This window comes from Kitasatospora sp. MBT63 (assembly GCF_000710465.2).
GTDB lineage: Bacteria > Actinomycetota > Actinomycetes > Streptomycetales > Streptomycetaceae > Kitasatospora.
The window spans coordinates 1-15,801 of sequence record NZ_JAIZ01000209.1; the positions used below are offsets into that span (position 1 = coordinate 1).

Sequence of the window (15,801 nt, forward strand, 5' to 3'; positions counted from 1 at the left end):
GGCAGCGGCGGCCGCCGCAGGTCCGGCCGCGGCGTGCCGGACGGCGGCGGGGCCGCCGCCGGGTGCTCGGCCAGCAGCCGCAGTGCCAGCCCGACGGCCGCGGTCAGGTCCGGATGCTCGCCCCGGGCCCAGTCGTGCGGGGTGCGCACCACCTCGACGTCGGGTTCGACACCGTGGTTCTCGACCGAGAAGCCGATGCCCCCGGTGAACCAGGACGCGTTCTTGGGCACCGAGATCTGGGTCCCGTCGCCGAGCGGATGGCGCCCGGTCATCCCGACCACCCCGCCCCAGGTCCGGGTGCCCACCACCGGGCCGAGGCCCAGCAGCCGGATCGCGGTGATGATGACGTCCCCGTCCGAGCTGGTGGCGTGGTCGGCCAGCGCCACCACCGGCCCGCGCGGGGCGTCCCTGGGCCAGCGGACCGGATGCCGGCCGCGGGTGAAGTCCCAGGCCAGCACCCGCCGGCCGAGCTTCTCCAGGACCAGCTCGGAGACGTTCCCGCCGGCGTTGCCGCGGACGTCCAGCACCACCGCGGGCTTGGCCAGCTCGCTGCGCAGGTCGCGGTTGAACTGCGCCCAGCCGGACCCGCCGAGGTCCGGGATGTGCAGGTAGCCGCACCGGCCGTCGCTGAACTCCCGCACCAGCCTGCGGCGTTTGGTCACCCAGTCCTGGTAGCGGACCGGCCGTTCGTCGGTCAGCGGTGTCACCGCGTACCGGCGCAGCCGCTCGCCGCGGCGGAAGGTCAGTTCGACCGTGGTGCCGCCGGTGCCGGCCAGCAGCGGGGCCGGGCCGCGCACCGGGTCCGGCGGGCGGCCGTCCACCGCGACCACCTCGTCGCCCTCCAGCACCCCGAGGCCCGCCAGCGGGGCCCTGGCCCGGGGGTCGGAGGACTCGCCCGGCAGGATCCGCTCGACCAGCCAGCGGCCGTCCGGGGCGCGGTGCACGCCCGCGGCGAGCAGGCCGAGCGGCTGCTGGGCGGGGGCGGGCCCCTCACCGCGCCGGGCGGGGGTGACGTACGCGTGCGAGGTGCCGAGCTCGCCGAGCAGCTCGCGCAGCAGGTCCCCGAAGTCGTCGGGGGAGGCGATCCGCTCCAGCAGCGGCTCGTACTGGGCGGTCAGCTGCTCCCAGTCCAGGCCGCACATGTCCGGGTCCCAGAACTGGTCGCGGACGATCCGGGCCGCCTCGTGGTACGACTGCCGCCACTCGGCGGCCGGGTGCACGGTGTGGGTGATCCGCCGCAGGTCCACGGTGATCGGCGAGTTCGGCGAGGACAGCGGGTGCAGCTTCAGCCCGCCGGCCGAGAAGACCGACACGGCGCCGCCGTCGCCGGAGACCGCGAAGCCGTCCAGCCGGTCGACCACCGTGCTGCGGCTGCCGTGGGCCAGGTCGAAGTACTCCAGCGAGGGCCGGCCCGAGGTGTCGGCCGGGTTGGCGAAGGTCTGCCCGAGCGCGCCGGAGATCGGCCAGCGCAGCCAGACCACCCCGCCGCGGACCGGGGCCGTCGCCGAGTACTTGGAGGCGATCACCGGGAACGGCACCAGGCGCTCGGACAGCCCCTGCTCGTCCACCCGGACGGTGCCGTCGCCGGTCGCCTCCTCGGGGTCCAGACCGACCGGCGGGCGGCCCTGCACCGGCGCGGCGAACGGCGACGGCGTGTCGGCGGCCAGCGGGACCAGGTACGGGCGGCAGCCGAGCGGGAAGGAGAGGTCGCCGGTGTGCACGTCGTGCACCGGGTCGAAGCCCCGCCAGGACAGGAACACCAGGAACCGGCCGTCCCGGGTGAACACCGGGTGCTCGTCCTCGAACCGCCCGCCGGTCACATCGAGGGTCCGCGCCGGATCGTCCACCCTGGCCAGCTGGATCGAGCGCAGTGAGCGGCCGGCCACCGGCTGCGACCAGGTCAGCCACTGCGAGTCCGGGGCGAAGGCCGGGCTGCTGACCGGCCCGAACGCACAGGCCACCACCTCCCGCACCGCGCCGTCGCCGGTGTCGACCAGCAGCAGCCGGCCGTCCGCGGCGGCCACCGCCAGCGTCCGGCCGTCCGGGCTGGCGGCCAGCTCCAGGACCCGGCCGAGCCGGCCCGCGGCCAGCCGGTGCGGTTCGGCGGCCCGGCCGCCGTCGCGGGTGGGCAGTTCGGCCACCTCGATGGCGTCCGCGCCCTGCGCGTCGCTCACCCAGGCCGCCCGGCCGCTCTGCCCGAGCACCACCGGAAGCCGGGCCCGCACCCCGGGGGTGTCGGCCAGCACCCGGGCCGGACCCTCCCGGTGGGTCAGCCAGTACAGGCTGCCGCGCACCGTGAGCACCCCGGCCCGGCCGGTGGCGTCGCAGGCCAGGTCCTTGACGTGCGAGGCCGCCGTGACCTGGTACGGCCGGCGGCCCGCCCGGGCCCCGCCCAGCGGCACCGACAGCCGGCGCGGCGCCGGGGCCTCCAGGCCGTCCAGCAGCCACAGGTCGCCGGCGTGCTGGTAGACCACCCGGGTGCCGTCGGTGGCGGCCTCCCGCGCGTAATACGAGGCGTGGTCGGTGTGCCGGCGCAGGTCGCCGCCGTCCGGGCGGCAGGAGTAGAGGTTGCCGATGCCCTCGTGGTCGGAGAGGAAGGCGATCCGCCCGCCCACCGGCATCGGCGCGGCCAGATGGCCCCGGTGCCCGGGCAGCAGCGGCCCGTGGTCCACCCACAGCCGGCCCGTCGCGCCGCCGCGGTAGCGCTTCCAGGCGGCCGGCTCGTGCGGCGCCGAGGCGGTCAGCAGCACCGTGTGCTCGGCGCTCATCTGGGCGTCGGCGACCGGCCCCCAGGGCATCCGGCGGCCCGGCGCGCCGTCGGGCGGCAGCGCGTACGCCCAGGTGTAGTGGGCGAACGGCTCGTGGTACGAGGTGACCGCCAGCACCTCGCCGTCCGGCAGCCAGCCGCGCACCCGGGTGTCGTTGCTGCCCCAGTGGCTCAGCCGGACGGCCTCGCCGCCGGCCGCGGGCGCGGTCCACACCTCGGGCACCAGCGCCAGCCAGCTGGTCCAGGCGATGACCGTGCCGTCGGGTGACAGCCGCGGGTGGCTGACCCGGGTCCGGTCGCAGCTGATCCGCCAGGCCCGGCCGACCTCGCCGTCCGGCGCCAGCGGCGCCGCCCAGACGTCGTCCTCGGCGGTGAAGGTCAGCAGGCCGCCGCGCAGGTGGGGGTAGCGCAGGTATCCGGGCACCTCTCCATGGTTCGGCCGGGCCGTGGCACCCGCAACCGGGCTACGGCTCATGCACCGTCAACAGCCCCTCGGCGAACCGCCGGGTGCCGCCGCGGCCCCGTCCACCCGGGCCCGCCCCGCAGTCGAGAGTCGCTCTAGCACCTGCGCTGATCCTGACCCCCAACGGGGCGGGCTGCCGGTGCGCAGCGCAGGCCTGACAAGCCGCGCCGGACACCACGGCCAAGGAGGGAAGCGATGTCGGAGAACGAGAGCACCTTCACCGACGTACTGCTGCACCACGCCGAGCAGCAGTCGGACAAGGACGCCCTGGTGTTCCTGCGGGAGGAGCCGGCCGGGCCCACCGCGGCCCGCCAGGTCAGGCTGCCCGCCCTGGCGGTGCCGGCCGGGATCGACCACCCGGCGCCGGCCCGGCGCGAGTACCGGCTGGCCGAGCGCCGGATGGACTACGCCGAGCTGGACACCGCGGCCCGCCGGCTGGCGGCCTGGCTGCAGGACAGACGGCTGGCCGGGGAGCGGGTGCTGATCCTGCAGGCGGACGCCGAGCGCTTCGCCGTCTCCTTCCTGGCCTGCCTGTACGCCGGTGTGGTCGCCGTCCCGGGGCCCGCGCCCAACGGCCGCCGCGGCAACGACGAGCGCACCCTCGGAATGATCAAGGACGCGGCGCCCCGGCTGATCCTCACCGACCGCGGCCACGCCCCCGACATCTCCCTGATGGCCGCCGTGGCCGGGCACGGCGAGGTCGCCTGCCTCGCCCTGGACGGCACCGAACTGCCCGACGCCGGCGACTGGCGGCGCCCGGACACCGACGGCGACACGCTGGCGATGCTCCAGTACACCTCCGGCTCCACCCGCGACCCGCGCGGCGTCATGGTGACCCACCGCAACCTGCTCGCCAACCAGCGGGCGATCCGGGCCGTGCTGCGCACCGGACCCGAGTCCACGGTCGGCGGCTGGCTGCCGTACCACCACGACATGGGGCTGGTCGGCCAGCTGCTGCACCCGCTGTGGCTCGGCGGCACCGGCGTGCTGCTCCCCACCGACCTGCTGATCCGCCGCCCGGCCCGCTGGCTGGAGGCGATCACCCGGTACGGCATCACCGTCAGCGGCGGGCCCGACCTCGGCTACGAGCTGTGCGTACGCCGGATCGCCGACCGGCACCTGGCCCACTTCGACCTGTCCCGCTGGACCACCGCGGTCAGCGGCGCCGAACTGGTCCGGGCCGACACCCTGCGGGCCTTCGCCGAGCGCTTCGCCCCGGTGGGCTTCCGGGCCGCCGCCTTCGTCCCAGCGTACGGCCTCGCCGAGGCCACCCTGCTGGCCACCGCCCGGCCCAGCGGCCACGCCACCGCCCCGTCCGAGCGGGTGGTGGACGCGGCCTCGCTGGAGAAGCACCAGTTCGTCCAGCCGGTGCCGGGCCGGCCCGCCCGCACCCTGGTCAGCTGCGGGCGGCCCGCGCCGGACGCGCTCACCCTGCGGATCGTCGACCCGGCCAGCCGCCGGGTGCTGCCGGAGGGCAAGGTCGGCGAGATCTGGCTGCGCGGCGAGGGCATCGCCCAGGGCTACTGGAAGCGCCCGCTGGAGACCGCCGAGACCTTCCGGGCGGTGACCGCCGAGGGCGACGAGGGCTACCTGCGCACCGGCGACCTCGGGGTGCTCCGCGACGGCGAGCTGTTCGTCACCGGCCGGATCAAGGAACTGCTGGTGGTGGCCGGCCGCAACCTCTACCCGCAGGACATCGAACGCGCCGTGCAGCAGATCAGCAGCTCCTTCGGACCCGGCGTGGTGTTCGAGGTCGAACCGGGCCGCCCGCACGTGGTGGTGGTGCAGGAGGTGCGGACCGGCGGCCGCTTCGACGTCGACCTGGCCCGGCTCAACATGAGCGTCCGCCAGTGCGTGTCCCGGGAGTTCGAGGTCCGGGCGGGCAACGTGCTGCTGGTGCGGCCCGGCACCGTCCGGCGCACCACCAGCGGGAAACTCGAACGGGGCACCATGCGCAGACTCTTCCTCTCCGGCCGGCTGCAGGCCCTGCACCAGGTCGTCGAACCCGCGGTGGCCGCCCTGGTGGCCGGCGGACCCGAGCGGACGGAGGCCGCACGATGACCACCGCCGTCGGCACCCGCTCCGCCGAGACCGCCGCCGCCCGCCGGATCCACGAACTGGAGAGCGCCCTCGGCGACCCCTGGGACCCGGACAACCCGCACGGCCACCGGGCCGTCCTGGAGGCCGACGACCGCAGCGAACTCCCCGAGGAGACCGTGCGGCTGCTGCACACCCTCGGGCTCGCCGCGGAGTTCGTGCCGGAGCGGTTCGGCGGCCGCTTCGAACGGGTCGACCTGCTCGCCCGGATGCTGCGCCCGGTCTTCCGGCGCGACCCCTCGCTGGGCGTCGGCTTCGGCGCCGGCTCCTTCCTGGCGGCCGTCTCGGTCTGGGCGGCCGGCACCGAGCAGCAGCAGCGCCGCACCGCCGAGCTGCTGCTCGGCGGCGGCCGGGTCGCCGTCGCCTACCGCGACCTCGCCCACGGGAACGCCTTCCTGCGCGACGAGTTCGGCCTCACCGAGGACGAGGACGGGCTGCGGCTGGACGGCGCCAAGCGGGTCATCGTCAACGCCGAGCACGCCGCCGCCCTGGTGGTCTTCTGCCGCACCGACGAGCGTCCCGGCAGCCGCAGCCACTCCGCCGTCCTGCTGGAGCGCGCCACGCTGCCCCGCGACCGGGTCCGTGACCTCGACCGCTTCCCCACCGTCGGACTGCGCGGCTGCACCATGAGCGGGCTCGCCTTCACCGACTGCCCGGTCCCCCGGGACGCGCTGCTCGGCGGCTGGGGCGACGGCGTCCAGCTGGCCCTCAGCTCGTTCCAGCTGACCCGCAGCGTGCTGCCCTCCATGGTGCTGGCCGGCGTCGACACCGCGCTGCGCACCGCACTGCGGTTCGCGCTTGACCGCGGGGTCAACGGCCGCCCGGTGCTGCGCAACCCGCAGGCCAAGGCCAGCCTGGCCGGCTCCTTCGCCGACCTGCTGGTCTGCGACAGCCTCGCGCTGACCAGCACCCGCGCCGCCCACCTGCACCCGGAGGCCACCGGGGTGTACGCCGCGGCGACCAAGTACCTGCTGCCGATCCTGCTCAGCGACACCGTCTACGACCTGTCGGTGCTGCTCGGCTCCAGCCTGTACGAGCGCTCCGGCGCCTACGGGATCTTCCAGAAGCAGGTCCGCGACCTGCCGATCACCAGCCTCGGCCACTCCGGCACCGCCGCCTGCCAGTCCACCGTGATCCCGCGGCTGCCGGTGCTGGCCGAACACGCCTGGCTGGCCGAACCGGCCCCGGCGCCCGGCCTGTTCCGGCTGCGCGACGACCTGCCGGCGTTCGACCCGGGCCGGCTCGGGGTGGCCGGCACCGGCGATCCGCTGCTCGCCGAACTCGCCGACTTCGCCGCCGGATCGACCGCCGTCACCGCGGCCGGGGAGTACCGCGAGGTCCTGGAGACCCTGGTCCGCACCCTCGGCGCCGAACTGCACGAACTGCGCTCCGCCGCCCGCGCGCTGGCCGGCCGCCGCCGCGACGACCTGGCCGACCCGCGCAGCTACGCGCTGATGGACCGGTACTCGCTGCTGCTGGCGGCCGCCTCCGCACTCGGCGTCTGGCGCCACCAGAACTGCGGCCCCGACCAGTTCCTGGCCCGCCCGGAGTGGGTGGTGCTCGCCCTGCTGCGGATCTGCCGCCGGCTCGGCCTCGGCCTCGCCGGCCGGCCCGCGCCGGGCGCCGAGACCGCGGTCCTGGACGAACTGCTGCGCCGCTACCGGACGGGCGGCAGCTTCGACCTCTACGACGACCCCACCGCCGCCGTGCCGGCCGGCTGACAGCGATCAGGAGCCACAGATGACAACCGACCTGCGGACAGGGAGCGGACGATGAGCGTGGTGCTGGAACGGCCGGCCGAGCTGGTGGACGAGATCGTCCGGGAGGCCGCCGCCGTGCTCGGCGGAGGGCACGCCGCGGTGCCGGTGGACGCCCGCTTCTACGACGACCTGGGCTTCGACTCGGTGATGCTGATGCAGCTGAAGTACCGGATCGAGCTGCGCTTCCCGGAACTCGGCGAGCTGTCGCTGGCCGAGATGGTGGACAGCCTGGTGAACTGCTCGACGCTGGCCGAGTACCTCGCCGAGCTGGCCGCCGAGGCACGACCGTGATGCCGGTCCGGGGGCCGAGTGCGGCCATCGGGCGGCCGATCCCGGTGTACCGCGGTCCGGACGGCGGCTGGGACGACGTCCGGGAGTCGCTCGCCCGGCGCGGCAGCGCCGTCCTGGTCGCCACCCTCGGCGACTGGATGCCCGGCGACCGGCCGGCCGGCGGGCCCGCCGCCGAGCCGGCCGGCGAGGACTACCCGGGCGACCGGGCGGTCCTCGGCCGGGACTGGGCCCGCTACCAGGCGATGTCCCACGACCAGGTGCGGGGCCGCTTCCTGGCCTCCCGGCTGCTGCTGAAGACCGCGGCCGGTGCCGCCCTCCAGGCGCCGCCGGAGACCGTCGACCTGGCCTACAAGCTCGGCGGCCGCCCGTACCTGCGCGGCTGCGACCAGGTGGACATCAGCCTCAGCCACACCGAGGACCTGCTGGTGGTGGGGCTGACCAGACGCGGCTGGATCGGGGTGGACGCCGAACTGGAGGACCGGCTGCTGCTGGGCACCGGCGCCGAGAGGCAGATCTGCACCCCTCACGAGGCCGCCCAGCTGGACCTGCTGGAGCCGGAGCGGCGCAACCCGGCGCTGGTGCGGCTGTGGACCCTCAAGGAGGCGTACAGCAAGGCGATCGGGCAGGGGCTGCGGTTCCGCTTCACCGAGTTCGGCTTCCCCGGCGAGGACGAACCGGTCCAGGTGCTGCGGCCGGACGGCTCCCCGGGCACCGGCGGCGAGTGGAGCTTCGGCACCTGGGCGGTCACCGGCTACACCGTCAGCGTCGCGCTGTTCGACGCGGGCTTCGACGAGACCCCGGACATCGCCGCCGCCACCATGCTCGACGACGGCCTGGTCGACGCCCTGATCGGCCCGGTCCGCCCCGGTTAGCTTCCGGAGTGTGATCAGAAGGTTGCTTGCCGCGATCTCCTGACTAGAATCGCACCTCTGGCAGGACACAGAGCCAGACCGATTCGAAGCTGTACCGGTATCGGAGGCTGACTCTGTGAGCCGGTGCGCGGACGGGGGCCCGGGCCAAGTGATTCGGATACTGCTCGCCGAGGACATGAACATGGTCCGGGGGGCGCTGGTGGCGCTGTTAGGCATGGAACCGGACATCGAGGTGGTCTCCGAGGTCGACCACGGCGACCAGATCCTGCCGCAGGCCCTGGCCCACCGCCCGGACATCGCGGTGCTCGACATCGACCTGCCCGGGGTGGACGGCCTGACCGCGGCGACCATGCTGCGCGAGCGGCTGCCCTCCTGCCGGGCGCTGATCCTGACCAGCCTGGGCCGGCCCGGCACGCTGCGCCGGGCGATGGCGGCCAAGGTCTCCGGCTTCATCCTCAAGGACGCGCCGCCGGAGGAACTGGCCAAGGCGATCCGCAAGATCGCCTCCGGCGAGCGGGTGATCGACCCCCAACTCGCCATGGCCGCCTGGGACTCGGGCGACAGCCCGCTGACCAACCGGGAGGTGCAGGTGCTGCGGATGGCCGCGCAGGGCGCCGAGGTGACCGAGATCGCCGCCGGGCTGTTCCTGTCGGCGGGCACCGTACGCAACTACCTGACCAACATCGTCACCAAGCTGAACGCCCGCAACCGGGTGGACGCGATCCGGATCGCGGACGAGGCGGGCTGGCTGAGCTGAGCGCCGCCGGCCCGGACGGCCGCGGCGGGGCGTCAGGAGACGCTGCGCAGGTCGGTCTGCTGGGCCAGCGGCACCAGCGCCACCACCTGGAAGGTGCCGTCCGGCTGGACGCCGGCGGTCAGCGTGCCGCCGATCGCGGCCAGCCGGGTCTCCAGGTTCCCGAGACCGCTGCCGCCCTCCTCGCCGGCCGCCCGCGGCATCGGCAACTGGCCCACCACCCGGGCGCGCTGGCGCTGGCGCTCGGGCACGCCGTCGTTGACGATCCGCAGCCGGATGTCCGGCCCGGCCTCGTTCACCTCGATCCGGCACCGCTCCACCTTGCTGTGCCGCAGCATGTTGGTCACCGCCTCGCGCAGCACGGTGGCCAGCGTGGTGTCGACCACCCCCGGCAGGTCGGCGCACTCGATCCGGGTCTCCACCACGATGTCGGCGGCCTCCAGCATGCCCCGGGCCGACTCGGCCTCCCCGGCCAGCGACATGTCGCGGTAGCCCCGGGCGACCGCCCGCACGTCCGACAGCGCCTGCCGGGAGATCCCCAGCACGGAGGTGAGCTCGTCGACCGCCCGCCCCGGGTTGTTGTGCACCAGCCGGATCGCCACCTCGCTCTTCAGGGTGATCGCGGAGAGGCTGTACCCGAGCAGGTCGTGCAGGTCCCGGGCGAACCGCAGCCGCTCCTGGGCGACCGCCAGCCGGGCCAGCTGGCCGCGCGCCCGGTGCAGTTCGACCACCAGCGTGACCAGCCGGCTCAGCCCGTACATCATCAGCCCGGACAGCAGGGTGGAGACCGCGACGTACACCACCTCCACCGGACGGAGCTGGAACGCCACCGCCACGCCCGCCATCGAGAGCACCACCCCGGCGTACCAGACCCAGGCCCAGAGTCCTTCCAGCAGCATCAGTCCCGAGGCGGCCAGGAAGCCGCCGGCGGCGCCCCAGATGGCGCCGAAGACCAGGATCGGCAGGTAGGTCAGCAGCGCCTGCACGGTCAGCGTCACCCGGCCGTATCTTCGCCGGACCTGCTTGGCCTGGGGCAGCGCGTGGACCAGCTGGCAGCAGCAGATCGCCACGAAGCAGACGATCCCGAGCACGATGCTGGTGGTGGCCAGCGGCAGCACGCTCAGGTTGACCGAGACCTGCACCAGGTAGGCGAGCAGCGCCGTGTAGAGGATGCCGAGCGCGAACAGCGGTGCGGGTTCGGGCCGGGCTGCCTCGTCACCGGCCAACTCGTCTCTCGCCACGGGTCCAGGTCCTCCGATCAGACACAACTGAGGACTGAGCGTACGGGGTGAGTGGCGGTCAGGCACCGTAGTTCCAGGGATGGTTGGCGGCGGCGGGGAGCGCGGCCGCCGGTGCGACCACCAACTGTCCGGTCGAGGACTCGGCGCGCCAGTCGAGCCGGGCGACCCGCGCCCCCGCCGAGATGTCGGCCGCCGCCAGCGAGGCCGTCGCCAGACCCATCGCCGCCGCGGTCAGCTCCAGGGTCTGCAGGGCCGCGCCGGTCTCCCGGAGCACCAGCGCGTAGCTCTGCCCGCTGAACTTCCAGGCGGTCCTGGCGAACCGCGCGGTCAGCGTGATCACCAGCGGCGGCGCCCCGGCCAGCCCGGCCGACACCCTGGTACAGGACAGCACCTTGGCGAGCACCTCGCGGTCGTCGCTCACCAGGGTCAGCCGGTGCCCGTCCGGGTCGTAGTGGAACACCCCCGGCGGCAGGCCGCGGCAGCGGTTCACCGTGACGTACAGCTCCAGCGGATGGGTACCGCCGAAACTGCTGTACGGCCGGTCGCTGACCTCGTAGTCGGGCGGCCCGGACGGGTCCTTGCCGACCGAGCGGACCCGGGCCGAGCGGTAGAGCAGCTCGCCGAGCTGCTCCAGGCTGAGCGTGGCCACCGGGTCGGCGCAGTCCGGCTCGGGGGCCGACCGCTCCAGGACGGCGCCCAGCGGCGGTGTGGCGGGGCCGTCCGCGGCCGGGCGCGGCAGGGTGAAGCGGGGGCCCTCGGGGGCGGGCCGGACCGCGGGCTCGGGCGCGACCCGGCCCGCGTGGGCGAAGGTCGCGCCGAAGTCGTGGTCGTGCCGGCCGATCGTGCTGCGGGTGTGGAAGAGCAGGTCCACCGGGGACCACAGGGACAGCACCGGGTCGGAGTCCTCGGTGAACTCCGCCGGGCCGCCGCCCCGCCCCGGCGTCCCGGCGACCGCCAGGCCCGCGCCGAGCAGATGGCCGGCCATCTCCCGGACGGCGTCAGACGGGAACGGCTGGGCCGCGGTCAGTTCGGCCAGCGTGGTGGTCCAGCCGAGCGCGCCGAGCAGCCCCGCCACCGCCGGGCGGTGCGCGGCCACCCGGAACAGCGACAGCGGGGACTCCACGGTCAGGCCCGCCCCCGAACCGGACAGCACGGCGAACCGGGACAGCCGGATCGGCTGGTCCGGCCGCAGCTCCACCGGTTCGAGGACGGCCGCCGGCGAGATCGGCACGACCGACAGCAGCGGCAGTTCGCTGTCGGTGAGCCCGACCGACCGGATCGTCAGGTGCTGGATCCGGCCGAGCAGGGCGGACAGCCGCGCCGGGGCGCCGCTCTCCGCGTCCCGGAGGATGTTGCCGAGCGAGATCGGCCCGAAGGTCATCCGGCGCAGCGCCTCGCGGCCGGCCCGGTCGGGCCGGGCCAGCCGCACGGTGGTCCAGCGGTTGCGCAGTACCGCGTCGCCCCTCGGCCCCTCGAACTCGACGTCCACGTCCTCGCGGAGCGACCAGAGACGCTGGAGCTCCGGCGCGGAGCCTCGGGCCGGTAGGTCCATGGGGCTCTCCGGGTTAGACAGTATGCGGATGACCACTATCGGGCGTGCCGGTCGAGCACCGCTCGAGTCTCACACGAACCGACCCGACGATACCGCCGATCGGGCAACTCGCCTCCAGGGGGCCCCAGTTCGCCGGGCAGGGATCAGACGAACAGCGGCACCGGGTTGAGCCGCTCGTACGGGGTCGGCCCGGCGAGCCGGCCGAGCCGGACCGGTACGTCGTACAGCCGGCCCGGCGCGAACCGGGCCCAGAAGTGCCGCAGTCCCGGCACGATCACCCGGACCACCGGCAGCCCGATGTCCGCCCTGGTCTGGTCGAGCACCAGCAGCTCCATGCCGTGCCGGCGCAGCAGTTCGCCCGCGGTCTCCACGTCCGCGCGCAGGTCGGTGCCGGCCGGCGAGGGACGGTCCCGCGGCCGGACCGGCGGCTGCGCCGGGTCGGCCAGCAGGTACGGGTGGCGGGCGACGGTCGCCGTCCGCCACCAGTGCAGCGCGGCCGGGTCCTGCAGGGAGTAGCGCGGCGGGCCGCCCGGTTCGGCCGGGGCGACCGCCGGCAGCAGCTGGTTGACCTCGGCGACGGCCCGGCGCACCGCGAGCGGGAACTCGTAGTGGGCGCCGAAGCCGAACACGATGTCCTCGGTCGGCCCCTTGACCCGGCGGGAGAGCACGGCCACCACCGGGACGCCGAGGTCGGCGGTGAGGTCGAGCGCCCACAGTTCGCGGCCCTGGCGGCGGTGCAGCCGGGACACCTCGGCGATCCAGGGGTCGTTCAGCGCGGCCAGGTCCACCCCGGGCTGGCGGGTGCGGTTGTACCACCACAGGGCGACCGCGTCCCGTTCCACCAGCTCCAGGAAGCCGTGCAGCACGGCGTCCTCCAGGGTGCCGCCCGCGGCGCAGCCGTTGGAGTCGGCGCGGGCGTAGCGGGCGCCGTCGCCCGGGTGGGCCGAGCCGTAGAACAGCATCGCGGTCGGCAGCAGCCGCTGCCGCTGCCCGGTGAGCGACCAGACCGGGGTCCAGTCGACCGGTGCCCGCTCGTCGAACGGCTCGCAGACCTGCTGGTAGCTGCCGTGCGCGGTGTTCCACCAGGCCCGGTCCCGGTACTGCCGCTCGTGGTAGAGCTGGACGCGGTTGGGGTGGACGGCGGCCTCCCCGAGGCCGTGCAGGCTGTCACGGATCCTCGGCTCGTCGCCGTGCAGCCGGCCCGACTCCCGTTCCAGCGCCTCGCACAGCGCGCTGACCCTGGCGTCGAGTTCGGTGACCCCCTTGCCGCCGCTCTCGCGGCGCAGCGGGGCCCGGCCGTCCGGCACGGTGCAGGTACGGGCGGTGTAGGAGTGCAGCAGGGCGGGCGCCTCGGCGCGGGTGATCTGCTGGACGATCCCGGAGACCGGGCTGACCAGGTGGCCGTAGCGGTCGAGGACCTGCTGCGGGGTGAGGTGCCGGTGGCCGTTGCCGGTCAGCGAGTGCTTGCGCGCCGGGCGCAGCACCACCGGCCGCAGCATCCGGGACGGGCCCGCGCCCGGGGTGCCGCAGACCGGGCACTGCGGGCGGCCGGCCACCGCGTGCTGCTCGGCCCTCAGGCTCAGGGTGTCCAGGGTGTGGATCTCCTGGTGCTCCGAACCGGTCTTCCCGGCCAGCCACTTGGCGGCCTGCAGGGCGGCGAGCTGGAGGCCGATGGCGCGGGTGGCGCCGAGCGAGGCCTCGGGGCCGAGCGGTGGCTCGGACATGCCGAGGGCGTGCTGGACGGTCACCTCGTGCACCCGGTTGGCCCGCAGCCGGTGGGCCAGGCACTGCCAGCAGGCACCGGCGGCCGGGTCGAGCACCGGGCCCGACCAGACCACCGAGCCGGTGGGCTTGGCGATCAGCCAGGGCCGTCCGGCGGCGCGCTGGGCCAGGTCGATCCGGCGCAGCACGGGGGAGAGGTAGTCGTCGCAGACCACCACGGTCAGTTCGGCGGCCCCGGCGGCCCCGGGCCCGCCGGGGCCGACGCAGCGCAGTCCGGCGGCCTCGAAGGCCGGGCGGACCGCCGCCTCGTCGTCCTGGCCGACCGTCAGGATCCTGACCCGGCCCGCCCCGACCCGGGCCGAGGAGCTGGTGCCGTCGAGGCCGGCCAGCTCCCAGAACGCTTCGGCCCGCGGGTCCCGGCCCGGCTGGTCGGCCGGGCGGTAGCAGACCAGCCCCGCGGCGGAGAGCGAGCCGAGCAGCTCGCCGATCTCCGCCGCGGAGGCGAGGCCCTGGGCCTCCCGCAGCAGGGAGGGAAGGTCCCGGGTGCCGTCGAGCAGTGGTGCCACGGCCTCGACGTGCGGGCCGCGCAGGCGGGTGGTGCCCCGCTCGGATATCAGGTACGCCCCCTCACCGGCCACGACCTCGGCCCGCAGGTGGCGTCGGAACGCCAGGACCTGCGGGCCGGCCGTGGCCGGCGCCCCGTTCTCCGACGCAGCTCTCATTGGCGAGTGCAGAAGGTGAGGTCGGGGAGGATGGTCACGTCGTTCAGGTTCTCGATGGTCAGCGGGGCGCCGCCGGGGTTGCCGAGGGCGGGGGCCGGTGTGTCGAGCGGCAGGTGGATGCCGAATTCGGCCAGCACGGGCGCCGGTTCGGCGTCGTACCGGTAGCGGAGGGCCGGGTCGAGATGGGCGGCGATGACCAGTTCGGCGAAACGCCAGTCGCGCTCGAGGCAGGTGCTGGACGGTGCGGCTGGAACGGCGAGTGCGGTCACGGGAGCTACTCCGGTGTTAGGGATGGCCTGTGCTCACAATGGGTACGGCACGGAAGTCTGTGTGATCCGACCCCGCCGTGGACAGTGGATCCGTCATGCGCGTGGTGTGAGAATCCCATGGCGGACGCGTGCTGCGATTCCCGCCCGATCCGTGAGGATCTCACTGTTGCCGGCCACCCGCCGCGTGCGACGCTCTCCGGAGTGAGTCCCCGGTGGCGCCCAGCAATGGAAGGGAGGCGGATCCATGCAGATCAACCTTCTGGGCCCGTTCGTCGCGCAGGAGCAGGAGACCTCCTTCGCACCAAGTGCCGCCAAGCCGCGCCAGATCCTGGCGTTGCTGGCGCTTCAGGCCAACCAGGTGGTGACGGTGCCGACGCTGATGGAGGAGATCTGGGGTGACCAGCCTCCGCGCAGCGCCTCCACCACGCTCCAGACGTACATCCTGCAGCTGCGCCGCAAGCTCGGGACGGCCTTCCACGCCGAGCAGCCCCAGGCGGCCAAGGAGATCCTGGTCACCCGGTACGGCGGTTACCTGCTCGACGTGCAGCCCGGCGAGGTGGACAGTTCGGAGTTCGAGCGGCTGCTGGCCCTCGGGCGGACGGCGCTCGCCGCGCACGACGACCTGAGTGCCTCCAAGCTGCTCGGCCAGGCGCTCGCGCTGTGGCGCGGGCCGGCCCTGGTGGACATCCAGGTCGGCCGGGTGCTGGAGATAGAGGTGCTGCAGCTGGAGGAGGCCCGGCTCGGCGCGCTGGAGAGCCGGATCTCGGCCGACCTGCGGCTCGGCCGGCATGCCATCCTGCTCAGCGAGCTGACCATGCTCACCGCGCAGCGTCCGATGCACGAGGGCCTGCACGCCCAGCTGATCCTGGCGCAGTACCGCTCCGGGCGGTCCTGGCAGGCGTTGGAGACCTACCAGCGGCTGCGTTCCACGCTGGTCGGTGAGCTCGGGATCGAGCCGTCGGCCCGGCTGCAGCGGCTGCACGCCGCGGTGCTCGCCGCCGACACCAGGCTCGACCTGGCCGGCGCCGAGCTGTCGATGGAGCTGCAGCACGTCGTCGGCTAGCCCGTGTTCGACGTTCGGCCACCCGTTGTTCGTGTTTCCGGTACGACCGCTTCCCGGCTGGTCCGTGCCGTGATCCGAGCCGGTCTCCACCGGTTGTCCAGTACGGGACGAGTGCGGCGCGAGATGCCGTTCCTACCGTCCGCCGCATGGACATCCTTGATGAGCTGGAGATCGTTCCCGCCGATGTGCGGGGTCGGGTGGCCGAGCTGCACGACCTTCGGGAGCAGG

General features: G+C 74.6%; 11 protein-coding genes. 6 read left to right on the forward strand and 5 right to left on the reverse strand.

Annotated features, from left to right (window positions below):
- The coding region (locus AA75_RS14440) for a S41 family peptidase (RefSeq protein WP_033820396.1) at positions 1-3,191 on the reverse strand (3,191 nt) is incomplete at its 3' end.
- A gap of 234 nt (positions 3,192-3,425) precedes the next feature.
- On the opposite strand from AA75_RS14440, the gene AA75_RS47435 reads away from it, so the two are divergent.
- The 5 genes from AA75_RS47435 (at position 3,426) to AA75_RS14465 (ending at position 9,007) form a co-directional block, all read left to right on the forward strand.
- On the forward strand, positions 3,426-5,291 hold the full coding sequence (locus tag AA75_RS47435) for a fatty acyl-AMP ligase (RefSeq protein WP_033820397.1): 1,866 nt from the start codon (positions 3,426-3,428) through the stop codon (positions 5,289-5,291).
- On the forward strand, positions 5,288-7,048 hold the full coding sequence (locus AA75_RS47440) for an acyl-CoA dehydrogenase (protein WP_033820398.1): 1,761 nt from the start codon (positions 5,288-5,290) through the stop codon (positions 7,046-7,048). The genes AA75_RS47435 and AA75_RS47440 overlap by 4 nt, the downstream gene beginning before the upstream one ends.
- 51 nt (positions 7,049-7,099) lie before the next feature.
- The gene (locus tag AA75_RS14455) at positions 7,100-7,378 is read left to right on the forward strand and encodes an acyl carrier protein (protein ID WP_051812385.1); all 279 of its coding nucleotides are present in this window, start codon (positions 7,100-7,102) and stop codon (positions 7,376-7,378) included.
- Entirely contained in the window at positions 7,378-8,250 is an 873-nt protein-coding gene (locus AA75_RS14460) for a 4'-phosphopantetheinyl transferase superfamily protein (RefSeq protein ID WP_033820399.1), read from the forward strand. Before AA75_RS14455 ends, AA75_RS14460 begins: the two co-directional genes overlap by 1 nt.
- Before the next feature lie 148 nt (positions 8,251-8,398).
- Positions 8,399-9,007 (forward strand): DNA-binding response regulator, encoded by a 609-nt coding sequence (locus AA75_RS14465; RefSeq protein WP_033820400.1) that lies wholly within the window; start codon positions 8,399-8,401, stop codon positions 9,005-9,007.
- A 32-nt stretch (positions 9,008-9,039) separates the two neighbouring features.
- On the opposite strand, the gene AA75_RS14470 is transcribed toward AA75_RS14465, so the two are convergent.
- The 4 genes from AA75_RS14470 to AA75_RS14485 all read right to left on the reverse strand — a co-directional run bounded on the left by AA75_RS14470 (position 9,040) and on the right by AA75_RS14485 (position 14,510).
- Entirely contained in the window at positions 9,040-10,245 is a 1,206-nt protein-coding gene (locus tag AA75_RS14470; protein WP_033820401.1) for a sensor histidine kinase, read from the reverse strand.
- A 58-nt stretch (positions 10,246-10,303) separates the two neighbouring features.
- The gene (locus AA75_RS14475) at positions 10,304-11,797 is read right to left on the reverse strand and encodes a SagB family peptide dehydrogenase (protein WP_051812390.1); all 1,494 of its coding nucleotides are present in this window, start codon (positions 11,795-11,797) and stop codon (positions 10,304-10,306) included.
- Positions 11,798-11,940: 143 nt separating this feature from the next.
- Positions 11,941-14,241 (reverse strand): TOMM precursor leader peptide-binding protein, encoded by a 2,301-nt coding sequence (locus AA75_RS14480; protein ID WP_033820402.1) that lies wholly within the window; start codon positions 14,239-14,241, stop codon positions 11,941-11,943.
- Positions 14,238-14,510, reverse strand: coding sequence for a hypothetical protein (locus AA75_RS14485; RefSeq protein ID WP_051812391.1), 273 nt, complete (start codon positions 14,508-14,510; stop codon positions 14,238-14,240). Before AA75_RS14485 ends, AA75_RS14480 begins: the two co-directional genes overlap by 4 nt.
- Positions 14,511-14,754: 244 nt before the next feature.
- Between AA75_RS14485 and AA75_RS14490 the strand changes: the two genes are divergently transcribed.
- Positions 14,755-15,573 (forward strand): AfsR/SARP family transcriptional regulator, encoded by an 819-nt coding sequence (locus AA75_RS14490; RefSeq protein WP_033820403.1) that lies wholly within the window; start codon positions 14,755-14,757, stop codon positions 15,571-15,573.
- Positions 15,574-15,801: the final 228 nt, after the last annotated feature.

Coding starts and splice junctions, on each gene's coding strand:
- AA75_RS47440 (WP_033820398.1), top strand. CDS start 5,288: ATGACCACCGCCGTCGGCACCCGCTCCGCCGAGACCGCCGCCGCCCGC.
- AA75_RS14460 (WP_033820399.1), top strand. CDS start 7,378: ATGCCGGTCCGGGGGCCGAGTGCGGCCATCGGGCGGCCGATCCCGGTG.
- AA75_RS14475 (WP_051812390.1), bottom strand. CDS start 11,797: ATGGACCTACCGGCCCGAGGCTCCGCGCCGGAGCTCCAGCGTCTCTGG.
- AA75_RS14490 (WP_033820403.1), top strand. CDS start 14,755: ATGCAGATCAACCTTCTGGGCCCGTTCGTCGCGCAGGAGCAGGAGACC.
- AA75_RS14480 (WP_033820402.1), bottom strand. CDS start 14,241: ATGAGAGCTGCGTCGGAGAACGGGGCGCCGGCCACGGCCGGCCCGCAG.
- AA75_RS14455 (WP_051812385.1), top strand. CDS start 7,100: ATGAGCGTGGTGCTGGAACGGCCGGCCGAGCTGGTGGACGAGATCGTC.
- AA75_RS47435 (WP_033820397.1), top strand. CDS start 3,426: ATGTCGGAGAACGAGAGCACCTTCACCGACGTACTGCTGCACCACGCC.